Raw genomic sequence first — 23,761 nt, forward strand, 5'->3', positions numbered from 1 at the left:
CGATCCTCGAATGGTGAGGGCAATCGGTAAGGTAACTGGAGCCAACCCCTCCAGTCGGTTTAGCGGCCAACCGCCAACCGAGGACACCTTGAAGCAACGACGGTGCGGGCCTTTCTGGTGTTCTGCCGGTCGTCCAAAGACCGGGGTTACTGAAGAGGCACACCTTCATTGCCGGCAGTGCGGACGGGTCTCCCATCCAAGCCAAGGCAGACAAAGCGAACCGAGGCCGGGCAAGGCCAAGGTTCACCGCCGCGAGACGGCGCTTCATGGTTCCGGGGTCTCCACCGGCTGGTTCCATGGATTTCCGTCCCGCCTTTGTCCACCGCGTGTTCGCGAGGCCGAGAGCCCGCGTCCGCAAGCCTTTGTGCGCGCCGAAAGGCGCTGATGGAGAGACCCCGATGGCTACCCAGCGCATCCTTGACTTTCTCGCCACCCGACGTCCGAACGGCCCGTGCCTCGTCGTCGACCTCGATGTCGTGCGCGACAATTTCCGCGCCTTCGAGAAGGCGCTTCCCGATTCCAAGATCTACTATGCGGTGAAAGCAAATCCGGCGCCGGAAATCCTGCGCCTGCTTGCTGCGATGGGCTCGTCCTTCGACACCGCTTCCGTTGCCGAAGTCGAGATGGCGATGGACGCCGGTGCGCCGGCGGACCGCATCTCCTTCGGCAACACCATCAAGAAGGAGCGCGACATCCAGCGCGCCTACCAGCTCGGCATCCGGCTGTTTGCGGTGGACTGCGTCGAGGAGGTCGAGAAGATCGCCCGCGTCGCTCCCGGCGCCCGTGTGTTCTGCCGCGTCCTGACCGACGGCGAGGGTGCCGAATGGCCGCTGTCGCGCAAGTTCGGCTGTGTGCCGGCGATGGCGGTCGACGTGCTGCGCCATGCCAGGGCGCTCGGCCTCGACGCCCATGGCGTATCATTCCATGTCGGCTCGCAGCAGACCGACCTGACCGCCTGGGATCGCGCGCTGGCCGACGCCAAGAAGGTGTTCGCGACGCTCGCCGACGAAGGCATCGTGCTGAAGATGGTCAATATGGGCGGCGGCTTCCCGACCCGCTATCTCAGGGATGTGCCGGTGGCGCAGGCCTATGGCCAGGCGATCTTCTCGGCGCTCAGGAAGCATTTCGGCAACGCCATCCCCGAGACGATCATCGAGCCGGGCCGCGGCATGGTCGGCAATGCCGGGGTGATCAAGTCGGAGGTCGTGCTGATCTCGAAGAAGGCCGATAACGACAATGTGCGCTGGGTGTTCCTCGACATCGGCAAGTTCGGCGGTCTTGCCGAGACCATGGACGAGGCGATCCGCTATCCGATCGTCACCGCGCATGACGGCAGCGAGACCGCGCCTTGCGTGCTCGCCGGCCCGACCTGCGATTCGGCCGACGTGATGTACGAAAAGACGCCGTACCCGCTGCCCTTATCGCTGACCATCGGCGACGAGGTGCTGATCGAGGGCACCGGCGCCTACACGACGACCTACGCCTCGGTCGCCTTCAACGGCTTCGAGCCTCTCCGATCCTACGTGATCTGAGGGCTCGCAAGAGTTGCTCAGATCATCCCCGGTGGGCGCCTGTCGCCCGCCCGGGCTCGCCTGTGGAACAATCCGCTTGTGAAGGATCGCGGAAATGAACATTGCAGATCTCATCGTTGAAGGCGTGGGAATCTCCCCCCTCGAGGGGGAGATGGCCGCGAAGCGGCCAGAGGGGGTCGGTTCGACTGGACTCGGCCTCCTGCCGCAGATGGAGGCCGGCGCTTCACGCGCGACAACCCCCTCTGTCGCCTTCGGCGACATCTCCCCCTCGAGGGGGGAGATTGCGGTCGTCGCCGAAACCGCCGCCGACGTCCCGGCTCGCGAGGCTTTGCTCGATCGCGCCATGGGGCCGAAGCGCCGGAAGAAGTCGTCGGAAAAGCTGCGGCGCGGCCGCCGGCCTTCGGAGGGCCTGGCCTTTGTCGCGCGCGACGCGTCGGGCACTGTTGCCGGCACGGTGCGGCTGTGGGACGTGGTGCTGGGCGAGGGCAGCACGGCAGCGCTGCTGCTCGGCCCGCTTGCGATCGACCCGGCGCTGAAAAATGCCGGCATCGGCTCGGCGCTGATGCGCCATGCGGTCACTGAGGCCGAGCGGCTTGGCCATGCGGCGATCCTGCTGGTCGGCGACGCGCCCTATTACGAGCGCTTCGGGTTTTCGGCCGCAAAGACCGGCTCGCTGGCCATGCCGGGGCCTTACGAGCGGCACCGCCTGATGGCGCGGGAACTGGTTGTCGGCGCACTCGACGGCGCGCAAGGCACGCTGAAGGCGGCAGGGCGCAAGCTGAAGGCGCAGAGACTGCCGCTCGCTGCCTGATGGTTCGAAGCAAGCCGCCCGCCATCGTGCGGCGGCTTGTTTCACCTCAAGCGATCAGCCGATCAGTTGGCTGAGCGCCATGGCGACGCTCACGTCGCCTTCGACCTTTATCTTGCCGGACATGAACGCCATGGTCGGGTTGAGGTCGCCTGATATCAGCGAGTCCAGATCGTCGAGCGAAAGCTTTATGGTGCAGTCGGCCGGCCCGTCGATGGTCGAGACATCAGCGCCGTCGATGACGATGACACCGTCGCCGCCGGTATCGAACTTCACGGAACGGTCGAACCCGGCACTCGCCACGCGCGCGCTGATCTTGTCGGCAATTTCCTGAACGCCCATGGCGGTTCTCCTCGTCTCGTTGCGTTTGTCGCTCATTGGCACTTCGATCCGGGACACTTCGATCTGGCCGAAGTCGCCGTCTTGCGCATTTCGCGATCACGGTCGCCGGCGCATATAGCTTCGGGTTGACGTTTACGTCAACGCGGCTCCCCGAGATGAAGATGGGGTTTATCGCCGCAGCATCACGCGGGCATGACACCTCGGCGGCCTGCATGTTGCCACGCGATGTTGCCGAGGGTATCAGGCACCCACGAATATCGGCGAGCCGCCCCGGTGCTTTCCAGAAACGAACCGCCCAGAAACGAACCGCAAGTCTATGCCCGCCGGTTGCGCGCGGTGCTGATCAGATCGATCCCGCTGCTCGAGGCGCGCGGTATTGCCGTCGTCATTCTGGCTGCCCTGGTCGGGGTGATGGCGGGTGCGCTGGTCACCGGCATGAGCGGACTGGTGCAGGTCCTGCACGGGCTTATGTTCGGCGTTCAGCCCGGCGGTCGGCTTTCGGCGATGTTTTCGCTGCAAAGGCCGGAGCAGGCGCTGATCCCGGCGATCGGCGGCATCCTGCTCGGGCTGACGGTGATCTGGCTGAGAAAGCGGAAGTTCCGCACGCCGGTCGATCCGATCGAAGCCAACGCGCTTTATGGCGGCCGCATGTCGCTGACCGACACCTTCATCATCGCCGGGCAGACGATGATCTCGAGCGGCTTCGGCGCTTCGGTCGGGCTCGAGGCCGGCTATACGCAGGTGGGTTCGGGCCTGGCGTCGCGGCTGGCGCGCTTGTTCAGGCTGCGCCGCAACGATGTCCGCATCCTGGTCGGCTGCGGTGCCGCCGGCGCGATCGCCGCCGCCTTCGACGCGCCGCTGACCGGCGCCTTCTACGGTTTCGAGCTAGTCATCGGCATCTACTCGGTCGCCAATGTTGCGCCGGTGATGGCCGCCGCGATCTCGGCCTCGCTGACCGCAGAGGTGTTCGGCGGCGTGCCGTTTCCGCTGGAGCTCGCCGGTCTGCCGCAGCTCACCGTCAGCCAGTATTTGCCGTTCATGCTGCTCGGGCTTCTGGGCGGCGGTGCTTCCATCGCCATCATGCATCTGGTGAGCCTGATCGAGCGCCTCTTTGCGCGGCTGTCGATCGACGCCTCGCTGCGCCCCGCCTTCGGCGGCGTGATGGTCGGGCTGCTGGGGCTGGTCACGCCGCAGGTCCTGTCCAGCGGCCATGGCGCGCTGCACCGCGAATTCGCGATGAATTACGGGCTGGCCGTGGTGGCCAGCGTCTTCGTGCTGAAGCTGGCGGCCTCGGCGATCTCGCTCGGCTCCGGCTTCCGCGGCGGCTTGTTCTTTGCCTCGTTGTTTCTCGGCGCGCTGCTCGGCAAGATGTTTGCCGGCGCGATGGCATTCGTCTCGCCGGCGACCGGCATCGACCCTGCCGTCGCCGCCGTCGTCGGCATGACCTCGCTCGCCGTCGGCGTCGTCGGCGGCCCGTTGACGATGACCTTCCTGGCGCTGGAATCGACCCGCGACCTGACGCTGACCGGCGTGGTGCTGGCCGCCTCGCTCATGGCGGCGATCCTGGTGCGCGAAACGTTCGGCTATTCCTTCTCGACATGGCGCTTTCACCTGCGCGGCGAAACCATCCGCAGCGCGCATGATGTCGGCTGGATGCGGAGCCTGACTGTCGGCTCGATGATGCGAAAGGATGTCCGCACCATCGACGCCTCGACGACGCTTGCGGAATTCCGCAAGCAGGTGCCGCTCGGTGCCTCGCAGCGCGTCATCGCGGTTGACGCCGACCTGCATTATGTCGGCGTGCTGATCGTCGCCGAATTGCACAGCCATTTGTCGGATGACGAGATGCCGGTGCTGTCCTTCGCCAAATTCAGGGATGCGGTGCTGGTGCCGAGCATGAACGTGCAATCGGCGGCCGAGACCTTCCAGCGCGCCGGCGCCGAGGAATTGGCGGTGGTCGAAGATTTCACCGATCGCAAGGTGGTCGGTCTGCTGACCGAAGGCCACCTGATGCGGCGCTATGCCGAGGAACTCGACAAGGCGCGGCGCGATCTGTCGGGCGAGGGGTAGCCGCGTCCTGTCCCGATAGCGATGCGACACACATGTCGGCTGCTGCGTAAGGAGGACTCACGTCAACGGCCCGCTAATCGCGGGCTCCGAAATCCGATTGCGCGGACTGTCTTCTTCCTTGTGGAAGAGTGTCTTGAAGAAAAGAGCGTCGGGAACCGCCTTGATTAGTTTTGCGATCACGGCGGTCGCGAGCACGGCAAACGCCAGGCGACCGAGAAGCACGCTCGTAACATCAGCGCCAAGTGTGACAACGACCAACGTATCCTCAATGAGGCTATGGGCAAAACCCATGAACACGCAGGCAAGGAATATCTGACGCGGCTCCGCGCTAGGCGTGCGCGCCTCGCGGATCAGCAGTCCTGCGCCATAGGAAATCCCGAGAAACAGGCCAACAGCGGCGAAAGGTACCGTCTGCTTTTCGATGCCGGCGAGCCGAAAGAGCGGTGCAAGCCCTCTGTTCATCCACTCCAAAATGCCCGACATCTTGAGAAGCTCGATCACCCAGCTCAGCGCAAGCAGAACAACGAGCATGATGCCCAGGGTTTTGAGCGTACCCAGGAGAAAGCCGCCCCAGTCGGTGCTTTCATTCGTCGGCATCCACGCCGGCTTCACCGGTCCTGACAGCCATCCGGTCACGGTGAATATCTGATGCAGAAGGACAGCAAAGACCAAACCCCCGCCAATACGAAGCGCCGCGGTGACCAGGAAGCTCGGCCCGGCCCTCTGAATGATCCGTTGCTCGATCCGAATGGCATGTGCAAACAGCAAGAGAGCCGAAAGAACCGTCATGTCGGCAGTGCTGAGTGCCGAAACCGGAACCAAGGTGAATACGATCACAAGCGCGCCCCAGATCCCGACCAGCAATCCCGTCAGCCAGGCAAAGGCGAGTTCAGGTGGCAACCCCACCTGCAACATGAGCGGGGAGAAGAACGGAGAAATCGCCTGGATGACGCCAAGGTCCTGCAGCAGCCGTGTGGCAATCGCAACCGGAACGATCACGCGAACCAGTTCCCAATAGATTTCAAGCGTCTCCACTGTCTTGCGATAGAAGGCGGCGCAAATTGCCATCATGCTGCTCCATCATCCCTGGAGCCATCTGAGTAGCGTGAGACGCTTCGCATTTGTGGTCAAAGTTTGCGATTCCGTGCAATAAAATTGCAACGCACCGACGATGAGCGCGACCGACATGGACAAGATCGACAGAAGGCTTCTCAACCTGCTCCAGGATGATGCCTCACGAACTAACGCCAAACTGGCGGGGTTAGTCGGGCTTTCCCCTTCGAGCTGCCTGCGCCGCATACGACGACTGAAGGAAAGCGGTGTCATCAGCCGCATTGTCGCGCTTCTCGCACCGGCAAAGGCTGGCCGGGGCTTGAAGGCGATCGTCGCCGTCGAACTGGAGCGTCATGGCGAGCAGTTTATGCGGGACTTTCTCGAGTTGGCCGCTCAGGAACCGGCCGTCACTCAGGCCTACAGTGTGAGCGGCGAAACCGATGCCGTCCTCATGCTCCGCCTGACGGATATGGAAGAGTTCGATGCGCTGTGCGAGCGACTGTTCCGAGACCGAAGCAACGTCGCGCGATACCACACGATGTTCGTGATCCGAACGGCCAAGGAAGTGACCGCAATTCCACTGTAGTGTTCGGGTTGCGATAGACCTGCTGGGCCGTGAATTCAGCGGCCCGGCGGAGAAACTCTATGAACATTTCTATATGCCGAAAGGGGGTAGTGAAGGCAGCTTGGAGGCAACGCCTCGCGCACGCGAGGACAATCGCCAGCGCCGAATGTCGGAATTGGGCGCCAGCTCGACGCGTTTCATGGCGCCTCCCTCACGCCCAGGCATGAAGCTGTCCTTGTTGGCTCAAGGAGAATTTGCATGCGTGGTCATTGCTTATGTGGCGCTATTGCTTTTGAAGTCGATGGCCCGGCACAGGCCTGCGTGGTCTGTCATTGTGAAAGTTGTCGGCGGCAATGTTCTGCGCCGATGACCACTTATATTGGCGTCTTGAACGGCCAATGGCGATGGCTGGGCAAGCTACCGAAGGTATTCAACTCTTCTCCCGGTGTGGAAAGAACATTTTGCGATCACTGTGGTACGCCGTTGTCCTTCCGCTCAAAAAACATGTCTGATGTCATGCATTTTTTTGCGGCAGCGATGGAGGAGCCAGAAAAATTTGCACCTACGCTGCATGTCGCTTTTGAGGAGAAGCTCCCTTGGTTGAAACTCGCCGACAACCTGCCGACTCGTTTTGGGCCTGACTATACGAAAGACTAGGATCTGCTCGCATCGAGACAAACGGTGGAAGCTGCGGACAGCATCCGGAAGCGAGATGATGCCTCCGTCCGTTCAAACGGCGGTCGAACATTATCGATCGCGGCTGCTCTCGACCTGCTTGAGCGGCAGCAGGTAGGCGATGATCTGCTGATCGCCGAGAGCTGGATCAAAGCCAATAATGTCGGAGGCGAAAAGGTCGTGGGCGGGGCGTCTCTCGAAGCCGAGGCTTTCATACAGCTTGTATGCAGACGTCATGGACGAGGCAGTGTGAAGCGCAAGGCCGCCTGAGCCCTGCAGACGCGCTTGCATGACGCACCATTCGCAAAGCGCGCGGCCATATCCGCGGCCCTGTGCCGAGGGAACAACCGCGAGGGTCCTGAGGCCTGCCAGCCCGGGCGGCCAGCCCATGCCGTCAAAGGCGGCATCGGCGTAGTAGGTGACCGTCCCGACGAGGCGTCCCTCGGCTTCGAGCACCGCGACGCTGGCTTTCGCCCATCGCCCCGCGACATCCCGCGCATCCTTGACGTAGGGCTCGAAGATGTGCGGTGCCAGAACGGGCCGTAACGATGCGAAAGCCTCTGAGACGAGCAACCCAATTCCATCCAGTTCCTGACGGCTTGCCAGGCGGACGCGTGGCTTGGATGCGATCTGCATGCATGTCCTCACTGCTCCAGTAATTCGACCGTATGTAGGGCTCCCTCCGGCTGGCTGGACTTCGCCCGGCTTCGGCCGTCGGCCGTATCCCGCAGCGCGATTCACCCGGAGAGGTTCGCCTGCCACAATAATGACCGGCAGCAAGATTCCAATGGACCTGAGCCGTCGAGCCGCGACGACGAGTTAATCGGCGGAGCACCTCAAACTTTCGGTAACAGTTTGCTCATGCTTATGCGCTCCTCGACCTCGTATCCGCACTGTCGGTAGAACCCAAGAACCGTCGAATTGGAAGCGACAATTTGGAGGTTGATCTTTATGCAACCAAGGCCGGCGAGCCGCCTTTCGGCCTCATGGATGAGGGCCTCGCCGATCCCTTTTTGGCGATGGGACTGCAAGGTAGCGATGCGCGATATCCACCCTCGATGGCCGTCATACCCGGCCATGATCGATCCGACGACCTGATCGGCCTCTATCGCCACCAAAAGCAGGTTCGGCTGATGCCTCAGCTTCCCGCGAAGCGGAGCGATCGTAATTGCGCGACATCTCGAGCCCAGACTATCCGGCTCTATAGTGGAGCGTTACGGCGACCCAGCAGCAGAGCGATGCCCAACGCCGGAAGCGTCGCCGTCGCGACGGCGAAGAAGACGAATTGCAGCCCGGCCGACCCAGCGACCAAGCCGAGCGCCGGACTGCCGAAGCCGAGCGCCACGTCGAGGAAGACGGTGTAGAGTCCCATGGCCAGGCCGCGGCTGCTTGGTGGAAGATGGCTTACGGCCTCGGCACCGAAACCGGGATAGACCAGCGAGTAGCCAAGGCCAGTCAGGCCCGCTCCAATGGCGGCGAGAACGGGCCCGGGCGCAAGCCAGATCAGCATCAGCCCTGCCGCCTCGACCGCCACGAAGATCACGGCGACGCGCGCGCCCCCTAACCTGTCAGGCAGGTGGCCGAAGCACAGCCTTGCCACGATCAGCGACGCGGCATAGGCAGTGAAGGGAAGCCAGACCGGCTGCCAGCCGCGTTCGGCAAAGAGCAGGGCGCCAAAGGCCAGAATCGCACCATAGCCGAGGCTGCTGAAAGCAGCTCCGACGCCGGGAAGCCAGACCGCTTGCGCCACGCTCGTCCATGACTGTCGCGCGGCGCTCGCGGCGAGGCTGGTGCCACGCATAGGCAGGATGGCAAGCAGCGTCGCAAGCGGCAGGCCGACCGTTGCAAGTGCGATCGCGGCGAAGCCGCTCGCCGCGTAAAGCGCAGATCCGATCGGCGCGCCAAGCGCGAGTGCTGCGAACATCGCCGTGCCCACCCAGGCTATGACCTTTCCGGAGTTCTGTCCGCCCGCAAGGGAGAGGCCCCAGGCGACGCCGCCTGTGATGATGAAGCTCTCAGACGCGCCCAGTACCGCCCGGCCGGCGAAGAGCGCCGATGCGGACGCTACCGGCCGGTCGAGCAATGCCAGCGAGCCGAGGTAAATGAACCCCGCCAGGACAGCGGCAATGAGGCCGACGACGACGGCCCGCTTGCCGCCGCGCCCATCGGCATAGTTTCCGGCTCCAATGCGCGACAGCATCGAGGCGACGAACTGGCTGCCCGTCACCAGCCCGACTGCGAAGGGGCCGAAGCCGAGCTGCTGGTGAAGATGCAGCGGCAGGACGGGTAGCGCCAAGCCGATCAGGAGGAAGCCGGCGAAGACAGCCGCCATGATTGGCACCAGTTCCGCCATCGCGCCATTTCGGTCAGAAGTCCGCGCCATTGTGGCCACCGATAACACTTTGACAGCCGGGCTGTTCCGATCAGTAACGTTCGTAGGTCACGCGCCAGCCTTCGGCCGGATTGTCCGGCGTCAGGACCAGTTTGTTGTCCGAGACTTCGAATTTGCGTTTCATGCTCTTCCCGACAAGGTTGCGGACCAGGGAGGACTCGATCGTGATGACGAAGGTCTTGTCCTGGTCGTTGATGGCGACCGGCCCGTAATAGGCTTCGTAGCCATTCGCCGTGTAAGGCGTGTCCGGCGCCTTAGCGTCGGGGTTCTGGGCCTGCACCGAGAGGGTGCCGGCCTCGGTGAAGATGACCTGGCCGGAATATGGCACGGGCTTGAGGTTTCCCTCGGCACCGGCCTCGAGCGACCTCATGCGCCATGCGCCGATGATCGGGGACTCTTGGGAGAAAGCCGGCGTGGCGACCGAAAGCGCAAGCGCAAGGGCAGCGATCTTCAATCTCATCGTCATATGTCGTTGTTCTTTTTCTGGTTTGTGGGTGCGGACAGGCCGTCCGCCCAATCTTCGCTTACACCGAAAGCATGACCTTGATGGCGCGCCGCTCGTCCATGGCGCGGTAGCCTTCAGCGACCTCGGCCAACGGCAGCTTGAGGTCGAAGACCTTGCCGGGCTTGATCCTGCCCTTGAGCACACGGTCCATGAGGTCGGGCAGGAAGCGGCGCACCGGCGCGGGGCCGCCCAGCATGCGCTTCTGGCCGAAGAAGAGATTCTGGCCATCGAAGCTCACGCCATGCGGCACGCCGACATAGCCGATGGTGCCGCCGGGGCGAGAGCAGGCCAGCGCCTGGTCGAAGGATTCCGCCGTGCCAACGCATTCCAGCACCGAGTCCGCGCCGACGTCCTTAGTGAGCCCTTTGATCCGGGCCACACCTTCCTCGCCGCGCTCAGCGACGATGTCGGTCGCGCCGAATTCGCGGGCGAGTTTTTGGCGGCTGGCGTGCCGGCTCATGGCGATGATGCGCTCGGCGCCCATCTCCTTGGCCGCAAGCACGCCCATCAGGCCGACCGCACCGTCGCCGACCACCACCACCGTCGATCCTTCTCGGACCTCGGCTGCGTCGGCCGCATACCAGCCGGTGCCGAGCACATCGGACACAGCCAGCAGGTCAGGGATGAGTTCTGCCGGCGGCACCTCGGCGGTGGCGACCAGTGTGCCATCCGCCAACGGCACGCGGGCGTAAGGCGCCTGCGCGCCCGACATGAACTCGCGCTGCACACAGGACGACTGGAAGCCGAAGCGGCAATGCGGGCAGGTATTGTCGGAGAGGCAGAACGAGCCGACGACGAACTGGCCGGGACGGACCGTGCACACCTCTGCGCCGACCTCGACGACGATGCCGCAATATTCGTGGCCCATATGCATCGGGCCGTTGACCGGCTGCAGCCCGCGATAGGGCCACAGGTCCGAGCCGCAGATGCAGCTCGCCGAGAGCTTGATGATAGCATCCGTCGGGCGAAGGATCCTTGGGTCTTCGACTTCCTCGCAGCGGATGTCGCCGGGCTTATGAAGAACGGTTGCGAGCATTTTGCTTTCCTTTCGTTCAATCGATGTCAGGCGCCGTAGTCGGCGTCGCTGACGTGTTCCAGCCAGTCCACCACCTTGCCGTCTTTGACCTCCTGGAGGGCAATGTGGATCATGGCCGTCTCGGGTGAGGCACCGTGCCAATGCTTCTCGCCGGGTGCGAACCAGACAACGTCACCGAGACGGATCTCCTCGACCGGCCCGCCCTCACTCTGAACGAGGCCGAGGCCGGAGACGACGATCAACGTCTGTCCAAGCGGATGCGTGTGCCAGGCGGTGCGGGCGCCCGGCTCGAACGTCACCTGCGCGCCCTGCACGCGCGCGGCGTCGAACGGGTTGAACAGCGGATCGATCCGGACCGTGCCGGTGAACCAGTCGGAAGGCCCGTTGCCAGACGGCCTGGTGCCTGCGCGAAGAATATCCATGGTGATCTCCTGTCAGATGCGTTCGATGCGAAGCGGGAACTTGCCGCTTACGTGTAGGGCCTCTTCGCCCGCGTCGAAGCGGCCGAGCCTGATCAGCCCGGGATGGCGGTAGTCGGCGTAGAACATGGCCAGATTGCCCCAGGGCATGAAGTAGCAAAGGTCGTATGGCCGCTCGTTGCCGAACGGGCCGCTGCCCTCCTCCGTCAGCTTGCGCGGCAGATAGGCAATCTTCTCGTTATGCGCGTAGTCGTCGATGGTGAGATCGAGCGGCAGCATGGTGAAGAAGTCGCGCGCCGACGGATTGTCGTAGAGCGTGGCGGTCATGGTCCGGCCATTGAAAATCATCTTGATCCTCATGTCGGTGGGCTCCTGGCTGCCTGGGTTGCTGCCCTGCTGGCTGCGGGCGGCCCGCGGCAGGACCGTTGCCGCGAGCGCGCCGCCGAGCAACGCGCGGCGGCTGAGGTCCGGACGGTCGATCGTCATGGCTGCCGTCATGGCTGCGACCTCCGGGCCAAATGCGATGCTGCAAAGGCGGCGAGCGCCGATCCACAGAGCAGCACCGCGCCGAAAATGAATGCACCCCACCAGCCGACCGTATCGAAGAGCGTGCCGCCGATCGCGGCGCCGCCTGTAATGGCGAGCTGGATGACTGCCACCTGCAGCCCGCCGCCGGCCTCTGCGTCGTCCGGCAACGTCCGGCTGAGCCACGTGCCCCAGCCAACGGGCGCGGCCGTGCCGAAGAAGCCCCAGGCAACGAGCAGCAGCGCTGTGGGAACCGGCAAGGCACCGAGGGCGATGAGCGCAGCTGCCAGCGCGGCCATGACCAGCGGGATGACGATGAGGATGCTGAACAGGCGCGTGCGCAAAAGCCGGCCTATGCAGAGGGTGCCGAGCACCCCGGCCAGCCCCATCGCCAGCAGGATCGCCGAAAGCGCGGCGATGTCGACCCTAGTGACGCTCTCGAGGAAGGGCCGCAGATAGGTGAAGAGCGCGAACTGGCCCATGAACAGCATCATGATCGACGCCATGCCGGTGGCGACAGGAAGACGGCCGAGGAGCGCCAGCGGATTGCCTGGACGCTTCCTCCGGCGCGGGGGCAGCGCCGGCAGGCTTGTCCACTGCCAGACCAGCGCCAGGAGCCCAAGCGGCACGACGAGGAAGAAAGCGCCGCGCCAGCCGACATAGGCGCCAAGAAAACTGCCCAGCGGCGCGGCGATGGTGGCCGCAATGGCATTGCCAGCGTTTAGCATGGCGAGACCCTTCGGAACCATGTCTTGCGGCACGAGGCGCATGACGATCGCGGTCGACATCGACCAGAACCCGCCGATCGCGATGCCGAGCAGCGCCCGGCCGACCATGAGGAACGCGTAGTTCGGCGCGAAGGTGACAGTGAGCCCGGACACGATGAGGAGAAGGGTGAAGCCGGTCACGACCAGTCGGCGGTCGATCCGGCGCGTGAGGCCGGCGACCAGCAGGCTGGTCACGACGGCGAAAGCGCCCGAAATCGAGATCGCCTGTCCCGTGCGGCCCTCGGTGATGCCGAGATCGGCCGCTAGCGGCGACAGCAGGCTGACCGGCATGAATTCCGACGCGATGAGCACGGAAACACACAGAGCCATCGACAGCACCGCGCCCCATGCGGCGCGGTCTTCGACAAGCCTTGTGTCGTAGGTCGTTTCCATAATTGGCATCCTTGCAAGGCGACGGGGGTGGATCAGCCGCCCATCCCCCTCACCATGCTGGAAGATATTGCAGAGGAACCCATTCTATTAGACTGAGTAATTCGCATGGACTTATCTGCTTATGATATAAATGTCCGACGGGAGGTGCCCTATGCAGCGCGATGGCATGAAGGATTTGCTCTGGTTCGTGGCGGTCGCCCGGGAGCGCAGCTTCACCAAGGCGGCGGCCAAGCTCGGAACCTCGCAGTCGACCCTGAGCTCGACAATCAAGGAGCTTGAAGCTCGTCTTGGCGTCCGCCTGCTGACGCGTACGACGCGGAGCGTCGCTCCGACCGAGGCCGGCGAGCGACTTTTCCAATCTCTTGTTCCCCGCTTCGAGGAAATCGAAGCGGACCTCGCAAGCCTGGTGGCCTTTCGCGACAAGCCCTCCGGAACGGTCCGTATCACGCTTTCCGACCATGCGCTCCAGACGACCGTCTGGCCGAAGCTGCAGCCCTTGCTCAGCGACTATCCTGACGTGTGCGTCGAACTCTACAGCGACAACGGCATGAAGAACATTGTGGAGGAGCGCTTCGACGCAGGCGTGCGGCTTGGTGAGAGCATCGACAGGGATATGATCGCAGTGCGCATCGGGCCGGATTGGAGGCTCGTGGCCGTGGCTTCGCCGGAGTACTTTTCCCGCCATCCGGTTCCGACCGCACCGCAGGATCTGGTCGATCATGACTGCATTAATATGCGGCAGGCGACGTTCGGCGGATTATATGCCTGGGAATTCGCCAGGGATGGCCGCGACCTTCGTGTGCGGGTGGAAGGCCAACTCACCTTCAATTCGTCCATTCCCATGATCGAGGCTGCGATAAGCGGTTTCGGGATCGCCTATGTCCCAGAAAACCTCGTCAGCCACCACATCGCCAAGGGATGCCTTAGGCTCGTGCTTGACGACTGGAGTCCGCCATTTGCGGGCTATCACCTCTACTACCCGAGCAGGCGACAGCTCTCGCCTGCGATGGCGGTGATCATTGAGACGCTCCGCCATCGCATCTGACTCCCAAGACTGTGCCTATGAATCATGAAGCTGACATTGGTAAATGGTAGGTTCTGACCCAAGCCATTTGACTTCTACGCTGCGGGCGGCTGCTTTCGCCTCAAAGCAGACGTGTAGCTCGCTCGCCTCTATGCCTGTGATTGACACAGAAGCAGTCATCGAAAAGGAGCCAAACTCGCAGGCTGAACTGGCCAAGAATTCTCGTGGATAGCCGAGGTTTTTCTCGAGCCTAGGCCATGTCTTGGTCGTCAATGGGTAGGACAGGGTTGTTCAGTTATCCCCCGGCAAGGCGCGGCAGCAGGAAAATCTCCGCCCCTTCCGGCAGTTCCTTCGACCAGGTGTCGCGATAGATCGTCCCGTCGATGGCGACGGCGATGCCGCGATCGATGTAGGGCTCGAGGCCGGGATACTGTTCAGCCAGTTTCCTGAACAGCTCCCTTATGTCCTTCGCCTCGATCTCGACCTTGCTCTTGCCTCCGGCGATCGCGCCGAGCGATCCCCAGAGCGTTACTTCGACCATCAGCCTTCCCGTTCTGCCTCGAGCGCCGCCAGGATGCGCGGCGGCGACATCGGGATGTGCGTCATGCGCACGCCCGCGGCGTTCGACACCGCATTGGCGATCGCCGCCAGCGGCGGCACGATCGAGGTCTCGCCGACGCCGCGCACCCCGTAGGGATGGTTGGGATTGGGGATCTCGAGGATCTGCGTGTCGATCATCGGCAGGTCCGAGCAGACCGGGATGCGGTAATCGAGGAAGCCAGGGTTCTGCAGCCGCCCGTCCTTGCCGTAGATATACTCCTCGTTAAGCGCCCAGCCGATGCCTTGCGCGGCACCGCCCTGGTACTGCCCCTCGACATAAGTCGGATGCACCGCCTTGCCGGCGTCCTGAACGACGGTGTAGCGCAGCACCCTGGTCGAGCCTGTCTCGGGATCCACCTCGATATCGCAGATATGGGTGGCGAAGGAGACGCCGGCGCCGTCGGCGACGAGCTCACTGTGCCCTGCAATGGGTCCGCCCGTCTTTCCGGAAGCGGCCGCGATCTCCTTCATCGACAGCGGCGAAAGGTTGCCGTGCGTCGCGCCTTTGGCAATCGCGTGACCCTCTTCCCAGACCACGTCGTCGACGGGTATGTCCCACATCTGCGCGGCGCGCTGCCTGAGGACCTTGATGGCGTTGCGAGCGGCGGAGATCGTCGCCATCGAAGACGAGAAGGTGCCGCGGCTGCCGTCCGTCATATCGTTATAGCCGAGGCTGGAGGTATCGGCGACCACCGCCTTGATTTGCTCATAGGGGATACCGAGCTCCTCCGCCGCCACCAGCGACAGCGAGGCGCGGGAACCACCCACGTCGACAGTGCCGACGGCAAGCGAGACCGAACCGTCCATGCCGATGTTGAGGTCGGTGCAGGTCTGGCCACCGAAATTGAACCAGAAGCCGCAGGCCATTCCGCGGCCCTGATTCTTGCCGAGCGGCGCCTTCATATGCGGGTGGTTCTTCACCGCCTCCAGCGTCGGCCCGATGCCGATCGGGCCGTATACCGGGCCGTAGGAGGATCTGGTGCCTTCCTGCGCCGCGTTCCTGATCCGGAACTCGACCGGGTCCATGCCGATCTCCTTGGCCAGCTCGTCGACCGCGCTTTCCACCGCAAACGCCGCCATCGGAGCCGACGGCGCGCGATAGGCCGCGGTCTTGGGCCGGTTGACCAGCACTTCGTAGCCGACCGTCTTGACGTTCTCGAGCTTGTAGCAGGCAAAGGCCGTCATGGCGCCGATCTCGGCCCACATGCCGGCATAGGGGCCGCAGGAATAGCGCAGCGTCGCCTCGGCCGCCGTGATCGTGCCGTCCTTGCGGGCGCCGATCCTGACGTCGATCGAGGTGGCGCTGGTCGGGCCAGACGCGCGGAACACCTCGTCGCGCGTCATGACCAGCTTGACCGGCCGGCCGGCCTTGCGCGACAGCGCCAGCGCCACCGGCTCGGCCCAGACATGGGTCTTGCCACCGAAACCGCCGCCGATCTCCGACGAGGTGACGCGCAGCTTCGAGGCTTCCATGCCAAGCAGCTGGGCGCAGTGTTGGCGGTAGACAAAATGGCCTTGCGTACAGACCCACAGGTCGGCGGTGCCGTCGGAGCTGACATTGGCCACGCAGGCATGCGGCTCGATATAGCCCTGGTGCGTCTGCTCGGTCTTGAAGGAGCGTTCGACGACGAAATCGGCCTGGCCGAAACCTTCATGGATGTCGCCATGGCCGTACTGGGTGCGCTTGGTGACGTTTGAAGGCTTGACGGGCTTTTGCTCGAGGCCCTCGGTGAAGATGGCGTCGTTGATCAGGGGTGCGGAGTGCTTCATCGCCTCGTCGACGTCGGTGACATGCGGCAGCACCTCGTAGTCGACCTCGATCAGCTTCAGTGCCTGCCTCGCCGTGCGAGCATCGACCGCCGCGACCGCGGCCACGGCATGGCCGTCATAGAGCGCTTTCTTGCGCGCCATGCAGTTGTCGAGGATGTCGTACATGGCGGAATCGCCGTCGGTAAGGTCGGGCAGGTCGGCCGCGGTGATCACGGCCTTGACGCCGGCGAGCTTCTCCGCCTTCGACGTGTCGATCTTCCTGATCGTGGCATGCGCATGGGGGCTTCTGAGAACGCGCCCGACCAGTTGCCCGGCCATGTTGAAGTCGGCGCCATAGCGTGCGCGGCCCGTCACCTTGTCGACGCCGTCGGGACGGATGGGACGCGTGCCGACAGAGGTGAAATTGCGTCCGGAGTAACGCGGATCGAAATTCATCGTCATGCTCCCTTCATCACGCTGGCGGCGTCCTGAACGGCACGCACGATCTTGTCGTAGCCGGTGCAGCGGCAGAGGTTCCCGGCGAGGCCGAAGCGGATCTCCTCCTCGGTCGGATCGGGGTTCTTGGCCAAAAGGTCCTTCGCCGCTATCAAGAAGCCCGGCGTGCAGACGCCGCATTGAAGTGCGGCGTGTTCCAGAAATTTCTGCTGCAGCGGATGCAGCCTGTCGCCATGTGCCATGCCCTCGATGGTCTCGACGTGCCGGCCCTCGGCCTCCGCGCCGAGCACCAGGCACGAGCACACCAGCCGATCGTCGAGGATGATGCTGCAGGCCCCACAGTCGCCGGTGCCGCAGCCTTCCTTGGCGCCCGTCAGCCCCAGGCGATCGCGCAGGACATCAAGCAGCGTCTCGTCCGGCTGGCAAAGAAACTCGACATTGTCGCCGTTGATTGTCGTTGATACTGCCACACCAGCCATCATTTGCCTCCTGCGCGTGCATAGGCGGTCGTGGCGGCCCGCTTGGCCAGCACACCCGCGACTTTCCGTCTGAATTCGATAGTGCCGCGCTTGTCGTCGATCGGGCGGCAGGCGCCCGAGCAGACCTTGGCGAGCCTCTCCAGCGTGGCTTCGTCCAGCTTGGAGCCGATGAGAACCTCGGCGGCCTCCTCGACCAGAATCACCGTCGGCGCCACGGCGCCCAACGCCAGACGGGCGGATTTGACGCGACCTTGCTCATCGAGCGTCAAGTTCACGCCGGCGCTTACCACCGCGATGTCCATCTCCGTGCGCGGAATGAAACGCAGATAGGCATCGCCCGAACGCGGCAGACGGCTGTCGAGCAGGATTGCCTCGACGATCTCGCCCTTGGCCAGCGACGTCTTGCCCGGCCCAGTCGGCACCGCTTCCACGGCAATCGTGCGCCTGGTTCCCGGGCCGACGACCACAGCCTTGGCGCCAGCGGCCACCAGCGCCGGCACGCTGTCGGCGGCCGGCGAGGCGTTGCACAGATTGCCGACGATGGTGCAGCGTCCCTGCACCTGCTTCGAGCCGATCAGCTTGGCCGCTTCGACGACGCCGGGCCATGCCTTCTGCAGGGCCGTGTTCTCGCCCAGCATGGCGCAGGGGACCGCGGCGCCGATGCTGAAGCCCTCGGCTGTTTCCCTGATCTCGCCAAGCCCGTCGATCGCCTTGATGTCGACGATCAGGTCGGGTTCGATAAAGCCGCCTTTCATTCGCACCAAGAGGTCGCTGCCTCCGGCGAGGATGGCGGCCGTGCCGGCTGAACCGGCCAACAGGCCGGCGGCGTCTTCAATTGAAAGCGGACGTATGTAACGCATCGTCTCCCCTTAGTGGTCATAGTCACACCAACTGATATAACCGTCTCTCCACAATGGCCATCCTGTTCGTGCATTCGCGGATTGGGCCAGGCGCCGCAATTTCATTTGCTCGTCCAATTGGACGCGCCGCCAGCCACTAATGCTCGATCGGTCCCTTCGGCATGACCAGCGCGGTGCCGGCTGTCGTCGGGCGCTCGATCATGCGACGGACGCGAGCGCAGTCCAGCACCGCGCCGACCCATCCGTAAGTCATCCGTAAGTGCGCTCCCTCTATGTCCTGTTTCGAACCAGGCGACATGTCTGCGCCGTACAGAGAGGGAAACGAACATGAGCACGCTCCTTGCACCAATTGTGATTGGCCCCGTATCGGTCTTGAGTACCTCGGTCCGTATCGATGGGCCGCTTCCCGGCTCGAGCATTTCCCTCCTGGTAAATGGCGTACCCGTCCCTGCGGTAAATGCCGGCGCCACAACCAGTACCTTTGTGCCGGTCGCCGCAGGCTCCCTCAACGTGGGGGATGCATTGACCGCACGTTGGACGCTCGGCGCCGAAACCAGTGATCCAAGCCCGGTCCCGATCGTCGTGCTCGGGTATCCCTCGACGCTAAGCGCATTGGTGTATTTGAGTCAGGTGCACGAGTGCGTCGACTGGGTGCTGATAGGCGCAGCCTATCCTGGCGCCACGGTCGAGATTTTCAACGGCGGCGCATTGATTGGCAGCGATACTGCACGCGGAAATGTCGTACCAGTGCGCATTCGCGGGGCGATCCAGGCCAACGATGTGCTTAGCGCAGTGCAGTCCGTTCAGACGCCTGCCGGACAGGTGAAGAGCAGTCAGACCCCGAGCTTGCCCGCCGAACAGACGCCGTATCGGGAAAATACCATGCCGGCACCAGCAGTCGGCCCGGTTCCTGGGTGCGCGCAAGCAGTACCCGTCAGGGGGGTGGCTCAAGGCGCCACCACGAAGGTCCACTTCAATGGCGACGTGCTGGAATATCCTTTCGTCGGTGCCAACCTCCTGGCGCTGCTTGGCCGTGCCGCGCACAATCCGGATGTCTTCAGCGCCACGCAGCACTTCGAGCGCTGCAATGCATCAAGTCCGTCATCTGCCCCTCCGGTGATCGTCGACGAAACCTTGCCGGTTAGAAAGCCCGTAATCGACGCCTCACAGTACTCCTGCCCGGCAGCCCGTGCTTTGCCTATCTCCAATCTCGAGCCCGGCGCGACATTGACGATCCAACTTGTCGATCCGACTTCGGGTGCAGCTACCGTGCTCGGGAGAATCGGAGTCGGCGAGGATGTGAGTTCCGGCCAATACTGGATTCCCGACGTGTCGGCCCTGATCCCGGCCTCGCCGCCGTTTCCATCGCTCGTCGTCATCCAGGAGCTATGCGGCAAGACAGCCACATCGGATAAGTTGCTGGTGGTAGGGTCTTACCAGGGCAGCGTATTTCCGCCGACCGTCATGGAGCCTGCATTTGAATGTGCAAGCGGCGCTTTCGTCAACAGCGTCGACAACGCGGTCGTACGTTTGTACTCGGATGCGCCAGATTCTCCTGTAATCAGCAAGCCCGTATTCAGTTTTGGCGGCCTCGTCTGGGTCGAGACATTTCGGCCGTTGCGCGCCGGCGAGCACATTCACGCCGAGCTGGAGCTTACTTGTCAGCCCCTCGCGCTTCGGGTCGGGGGCCCGATCAAAGTGTCCGACCTGACCCCACTCAAGACCCCGGATATTCAACAGCCCGTCCGGGTCTTCCAGCGGTTAATTTACGTATCAGGCGTGATTCCCGGGGCGCGCGTGCATGTATTCGTGAACGGGAAGTGGCGCGCCAGCGATACGCCACTTGGTTGGACGACGCTCTTCTTCGGGATTTACGTGGGCGAGCTCAAGGTAGAAGACCAAATTACGGTGATGCAGACATTGTGCACGAAGATGTCTCCGCTCACCAGAGTTCCCGTCAATGTCACCCTCGGGGAAATGCTGCTCTCCGCGGCTCCCCCGTCCCTGATAGCGGGCCAGCCGGCGACGATAACCATCAAAGCAGTCGACGCCGATAACAAGTCCCAATCGGTTGGAGGGACCATATCGCAAGGGGGCGCGGTGGTCGGGGCCACCAACACAGCGTTCACGCTATCTCCGCCGACCGGCCAAGCATCGGTCAGCTTGCAAGTTGCAGCCGTTGGCTACAAGACCGAGACCATCAGTATTCCCCTTACTGCGGCGCCGGTCGTCAAGCCGGCGATGCTGACGATAGCAACGGGTCTCTGGTTCAACGCCACCAAGAAAGAAATCACTGAAATCACCTGGCACCTGCAGGGGCCATCCGGCAGCTTTTCAAAGACCGAAAAGCCGAACGCAGAGCCGGCGTTGGTTCAGTTCGCGTTGCCCAAGCCGGCCGGCGGCGGGTTCACGCCGTTCACTCTCAGCTGCGAGGTCACATTCCAGTTCCAGGATTTCAATTTCATCTCAGGCGTATCTGGGACGAGGTCGAGTGACTTTATCGAGGGAGGCCTCATAAAGCCGTCTCCATCAACCGTCGAGATGTATTGGAGCGGTACCGACCTGACGATCAACTTCCTGGTAAAGTGGATACAGCAGGGCGATTATTTCGTCATAGAGCTCATGTAGTCGAATCGCCAGCGGAAGGGCGTCAGGGTGGCTGGAGCGGTTCATCGTTTCACGGAAACGGCGAACCGCTCTGTCTCTTCCGGACGGAAAACCGTTTCACACTTTTCCTGGAATTGCGCTGGAGCGGGATGCGTTCAAATTGAACGGTGCATCCCGCTTTATCTATTTGTTTTAACCGCATTTCTGCGACGTCAAGTGATTCCCTTGGCTGCAAAATGCTTTAATGCTCGATCGGTCCCTTCGGCATGACCAGCGCCGTGCCTGCTGTCGTCGGGCGCTCGATCATGCGACGGACGCGAGGTGGCTCGTTGCCGCTGTGCAGCGCCCTTATGCGCTCGCCGATGACCGCGTCGGCGTAGGTGGCGCGCCGATTGTGGCGGATATATTCGACCCAGGTCGGCGTGTGGTAGTGCTCGATCCATATCGAGGGATTTTCGAGATCGCGCGCCAATGTCCAGTTGCGGGCGCCGTCACGGCGGCGAACGCGGCCGCGCTCGGCCATGGTGGCGAGGAATTCCGGTACGTCCTCGTTGCGGATGACATATTCGATCATGATGGCGATGGGACCGCTGCGCGGCTTGAGATCAAGCGCCAGATGCGGCTCCTGAAAACGGTTGAGCGGGTCGAGGTTGAGCACCGCCTGCTGCGGCAGCGGCAGCAGCAGGCCGATGGCGCCTCCCGCCAGCATGGCGACACTGGCCGCCATCAGGGCGACTTCGGCGCCATGCGCGTCGGCGACGACGCCCCAGACCCAGCTGCCGAGCGCGATGCCGCCGAAGGTCGCGGTCTGGTAGACCGAAAGCACGCGGCCGACCACCCAGCGCGGCGTCGACATCTGGACGGTGACGTTGAAGTGCGAAAGCGCGGTCACCCAGCAGGCGCCGCCGAGCAGCAGGCCGAGCGAGGTCTGCCAGGCATTCTCGCTGAGCGCGGCATTGAAGGCGCAGAGCGCGAAGCCGGCGAATGCCATGCGCACCATGGTTTCGCTGGACAGCAGCTGCCGCAGCCTGACGCTGATCAGCGCGCCGCCGACGGCGCCGATGCCGAAGGCGCCGAGCATGATGCCGTAGCTCAAGGCATCACCCTTGACGACGTCACGCGCGACCAGCGGCAGCAGCGCCAGGACCGCGCCGGCGCTGAAGCCGAAAGCCGAGCTCCTGACCAGCACCTTGCCGATATTGGGCGACATGGCGACGTAGCGCAGGCCGGCGCCCATGGCGGCGCCCAGCGTCTCGCGCGGCAAGGTCGATGCCGGCAGTTCCGGCTTCCAGCGGGCCAGCACGACGATGAGGCCGACATAGCTCAGCGTGTTGGCGGCGAAGGCGGCGGCAGCGCCTGCCGCGGCAACGATGATGCCACCGATCGCCGGGCCGACGCTGCGCGTCAGGTTGAAGCCCATCGAGTTGAGCGCGATCGCCGCCGGCACCTTGGTGCGAGGCACCATGTCGCCGACCGAAGCCTGCCAGGACGGGCTGTTGAGCGCGGTGCCGCTGTCGATCAGGAAGGTGAAGGCGAGCAGCGTCCACGGCGTCATCAGGTCGAGATAGGTGAAGACGGTCAGAAGAGCCGAGACGACGAGCATGAAGATCTGGGCGATCAGCATGATTTTGCGCCGGTTGAAGCTGTCGGCGATGGCGCCGGCCAGCAGCGCGAAGAGCATGATCGGCAAGGTGGTCGAGGCCTGGACCAATGCCACCTGGTAGGACGAGGTGGCGATCGTCGTCATCATCCAGGCGGCGCCAACGCCCTGGATGAGGCCACCGAAATTGGAGACGAGGCTGGCGGACCACACCGCCCGGAAGATGCCGTGCCGGAACGGCGCCAGCGCCGAGGCGCTTTCGCTTTCCGGTGTGTCGTCGTTCATAAATGCTGTCCCGGACTCAAATGCGTTTGTTCTTCCGATCAATCGGCCCCGCAAGCCGTGGGTTCAAAAAATAGAACATCATTTCGCAAAGGGCGAACGCATTCTGGAAAAACATCATGGTCCAACAACAGGATAGCGGGCGCGGAGCCGGTCAGCGCACGCCACTGCGTGCGCCGATTCAGATGCTGGCATGAAGGTAATTCGGCCCTTCAGGCTCCACAGCTCGGACTTGATCAAACTGCGGTCCGTACGTAGGAAAATTGCCAGAAGGAAATTACCGAGGGACTGAAATGAAAGCGCGAGCTCTCAAGGGGATGTCGATTGCCATTCTCATAGTGGCTATACCTCACGTATTTTTTAGACCGCTTGCGAGCATGAGCGGCCTGGCTTTAATACAAATATTTACATGCGCTATTTTGTACACATATCTTATGTTGAACATACTTGGTGACAAATTGTACGAAAAGAACGTAGTATTGTATATTATCGCTTGTCTAATAACTACATTTTACCCATATGAGAACGTATTTTTGATAGCCGGCAGCATATATGGATTTATTGTCCTATTTATTTTTCCTATATCTCTCCTTTTTATACTGAGATCCGTCCGAATCGAACTACGATGATGGTGCACTTTTTGCTGCCCAACCGACAGGCTCTGCGTTCGGATTGATCGCATGCCTCGCCTTGCCCGCATTGTCGTTCGCCGTCTGCCGCACCACGTCACGCAACGGGGTTAAGGGCGCACCAAGGTGTTTTCGCGTACGAAGACTACGCACTCTGCAAGAGCCTGCTGGTGGAGCATTGCCCACTAGCCGATCTGATTCCGGAATAGTTGCGGACCATCAAGCTTTGGTGATTGCCGCGCCCCCCAAGGAACGGCTGATTCGGCTACAATCCAACTGCAGACGAATCTGACATCAACGCGATTTGACGGAAACGAATTCAATGAATTGGCGGTGAGCGATGGGCTTTACGGCCGCGAAACCGGTCGGATCGCAACTGTGCCGTATCGGCGG

At 62.9% G+C, this 23,761-nt stretch carries 22 protein-coding genes; 7 read left to right on the forward strand and 15 right to left on the reverse strand.

Annotation, left to right across the window (positions count from 1 at the left end; genetic code table 11):
• Positions 1-398: 398 nt before the first annotated feature.
• Positions 399-1,532, forward strand: coding sequence for an ornithine/lysine decarboxylase (gene odc2 / locus NKI16_RS06775; protein WP_023675424.1), 1,134 nt, complete (start codon positions 399-401; stop codon positions 1,530-1,532).
• Between the two features lie 208 nt (positions 1,533-1,740).
• Positions 1,741-2,343: a GNAT family N-acetyltransferase gene (locus tag NKI16_RS06780; RefSeq protein WP_352783501.1), complete on the forward strand. Its 603-nt coding sequence runs from the start codon at positions 1,741-1,743 to the stop codon at positions 2,341-2,343.
• Between the two features lie 54 nt (positions 2,344-2,397).
• Here the strand turns inward: NKI16_RS06780 and NKI16_RS06785 are convergent, their stop codons facing one another.
• Positions 2,398-2,682, reverse strand: a complete 285-nt coding sequence (locus tag NKI16_RS06785; RefSeq protein ID WP_352783499.1) for an SCP2 sterol-binding domain-containing protein — start codon at positions 2,680-2,682, stop codon at positions 2,398-2,400.
• Positions 2,683-3,018: 336 nt separating this feature from the next.
• Here NKI16_RS06785 and NKI16_RS06790 point away from each other — a divergent pair, with 336 nt between their 5' ends.
• Entirely contained in the window at positions 3,019-4,752 is a 1,734-nt protein-coding gene (locus NKI16_RS06790; RefSeq protein WP_502897574.1) for a chloride channel protein, read from the forward strand.
• Positions 4,753-4,809: 57 nt separating this feature from the next.
• On the opposite strand, the gene NKI16_RS06795 is transcribed toward NKI16_RS06790, so the two are convergent.
• On the reverse strand, positions 4,810-5,820 hold the full coding sequence (locus NKI16_RS06795; protein WP_352783487.1) for a nucleoside recognition domain-containing protein: 1,011 nt from the start codon (positions 5,818-5,820) through the stop codon (positions 4,810-4,812).
• A gap of 118 nt (positions 5,821-5,938) precedes the next feature.
• On the opposite strand from NKI16_RS06795, the gene NKI16_RS06800 reads away from it, so the two are divergent.
• Together NKI16_RS06800 and NKI16_RS06805 are read left to right on the forward strand one after the other, a co-directional pair.
• Positions 5,939-6,391, forward strand: a complete 453-nt coding sequence (locus tag NKI16_RS06800; RefSeq protein ID WP_352620415.1) for an Lrp/AsnC family transcriptional regulator — start codon at positions 5,939-5,941, stop codon at positions 6,389-6,391.
• 237 nt (positions 6,392-6,628) lie between these two features.
• The gene (locus NKI16_RS06805) at positions 6,629-7,027 is read left to right on the forward strand and encodes a GFA family protein (protein ID WP_352508546.1); all 399 of its coding nucleotides are present in this window, start codon (positions 6,629-6,631) and stop codon (positions 7,025-7,027) included.
• 90 nt (positions 7,028-7,117) lie between these two features.
• Here NKI16_RS06805 and NKI16_RS06810 read toward each other — a convergent pair whose 3' ends face one another.
• From NKI16_RS06810 to NKI16_RS06845, 8 genes are all read right to left on the reverse strand, one after another.
• Positions 7,118-7,681 (reverse strand): GNAT family N-acetyltransferase, encoded by a 564-nt coding sequence (locus NKI16_RS06810; protein ID WP_352568107.1) that lies wholly within the window; start codon positions 7,679-7,681, stop codon positions 7,118-7,120.
• 200 nt (positions 7,682-7,881) lie between these two features.
• Complete coding sequence (locus tag NKI16_RS06815; protein ID WP_352620523.1) at positions 7,882-8,250, reverse strand: GNAT family N-acetyltransferase; 369 nt, start codon at positions 8,248-8,250, stop codon at positions 7,882-7,884.
• Positions 8,247-9,428: an arabinose transporter gene (locus NKI16_RS06820; protein ID WP_352620417.1), complete on the reverse strand. Its 1,182-nt coding sequence runs from the start codon at positions 9,426-9,428 to the stop codon at positions 8,247-8,249. The genes NKI16_RS06815 and NKI16_RS06820 overlap by 4 nt, the downstream gene beginning before the upstream one ends.
• A gap of 40 nt (positions 9,429-9,468) precedes the next feature.
• Complete coding sequence (locus NKI16_RS06825) at positions 9,469-9,897, reverse strand: lipocalin-like domain-containing protein (protein WP_352783484.1); 429 nt, start codon at positions 9,895-9,897, stop codon at positions 9,469-9,471.
• Positions 9,898-9,961: 64 nt separating this feature from the next.
• Entirely contained in the window at positions 9,962-10,978 is a 1,017-nt protein-coding gene (locus tag NKI16_RS06830; protein WP_352620419.1) for a zinc-dependent alcohol dehydrogenase family protein, read from the reverse strand.
• A gap of 26 nt (positions 10,979-11,004) precedes the next feature.
• Positions 11,005-11,400: a (R)-mandelonitrile lyase gene (locus tag NKI16_RS06835; protein ID WP_352620421.1), complete on the reverse strand. Its 396-nt coding sequence runs from the start codon at positions 11,398-11,400 to the stop codon at positions 11,005-11,007.
• A 12-nt stretch (positions 11,401-11,412) separates the two neighbouring features.
• Positions 11,413-11,895 carry a cyclophilin-like fold protein gene (locus tag NKI16_RS06840; RefSeq protein ID WP_502897339.1) on the reverse strand — a complete coding sequence of 161 codons (483 nt, stop codon included), beginning with the start codon at positions 11,893-11,895 and terminating at the stop codon, positions 11,413-11,415.
• Positions 11,892-13,082: an MFS transporter gene (locus NKI16_RS06845; protein ID WP_031211387.1), complete on the reverse strand. Its 1,191-nt coding sequence runs from the start codon at positions 13,080-13,082 to the stop codon at positions 11,892-11,894. The genes NKI16_RS06840 and NKI16_RS06845 overlap by 4 nt, the downstream gene beginning before the upstream one ends.
• Positions 13,083-13,233: 151 nt before the next feature.
• On the opposite strand from NKI16_RS06845, the gene NKI16_RS06850 reads away from it, so the two are divergent.
• Positions 13,234-14,127: a LysR family transcriptional regulator gene (locus NKI16_RS06850; RefSeq protein WP_023675440.1), complete on the forward strand. Its 894-nt coding sequence runs from the start codon at positions 13,234-13,236 to the stop codon at positions 14,125-14,127.
• Positions 14,128-14,401: 274 nt separating this feature from the next.
• Here NKI16_RS06850 and NKI16_RS06855 read toward each other — a convergent pair whose 3' ends face one another.
• From NKI16_RS06855 to NKI16_RS06870, 4 genes are read right to left on the reverse strand one after another with little or no spacing between them, the layout of a single operon-like run.
• A complete protein-coding gene (locus NKI16_RS06855; protein WP_023675441.1) occupies positions 14,402-14,647 on the reverse strand; it encodes a MoaD/ThiS family protein in 246 nt (81 codons plus the stop codon).
• Positions 14,647-16,911: a xanthine dehydrogenase family protein molybdopterin-binding subunit gene (locus tag NKI16_RS06860; protein ID WP_352620525.1), complete on the reverse strand. Its 2,265-nt coding sequence runs from the start codon at positions 16,909-16,911 to the stop codon at positions 14,647-14,649. The genes NKI16_RS06855 and NKI16_RS06860 overlap by 1 nt, the downstream gene beginning before the upstream one ends.
• Before the next feature lie 2 nt (positions 16,912-16,913).
• A complete protein-coding gene (locus NKI16_RS06865) occupies positions 16,914-17,390 on the reverse strand; it encodes a (2Fe-2S)-binding protein (protein WP_352539334.1) in 477 nt (158 codons plus the stop codon).
• Positions 17,390-18,250 (reverse strand): FAD binding domain-containing protein, encoded by an 861-nt coding sequence (locus NKI16_RS06870; RefSeq protein WP_352620425.1) that lies wholly within the window; start codon positions 18,248-18,250, stop codon positions 17,390-17,392. The genes NKI16_RS06865 and NKI16_RS06870 overlap by 1 nt, the downstream gene beginning before the upstream one ends.
• A gap of 327 nt (positions 18,251-18,577) precedes the next feature.
• On the opposite strand from NKI16_RS06870, the gene NKI16_RS06875 reads away from it, so the two are divergent.
• Complete coding sequence (locus tag NKI16_RS06875) at positions 18,578-20,878, forward strand: hypothetical protein (protein WP_352783480.1); 2,301 nt, start codon at positions 18,578-18,580, stop codon at positions 20,876-20,878.
• A gap of 220 nt (positions 20,879-21,098) precedes the next feature.
• On the opposite strand, the gene NKI16_RS06880 is transcribed toward NKI16_RS06875, so the two are convergent.
• Positions 21,099-22,742, reverse strand: a complete 1,644-nt coding sequence (locus NKI16_RS06880) for an MFS transporter (RefSeq protein WP_023675447.1) — start codon at positions 22,740-22,742, stop codon at positions 21,099-21,101.
• Between the last annotated feature and the right edge of the window lie 1,019 nt (positions 22,743-23,761).

Source organism: Mesorhizobium sp. M0698 (assembly GCF_040320455.1).
Lineage (GTDB): Bacteria > Pseudomonadota > Alphaproteobacteria > Rhizobiales > Rhizobiaceae > Mesorhizobium.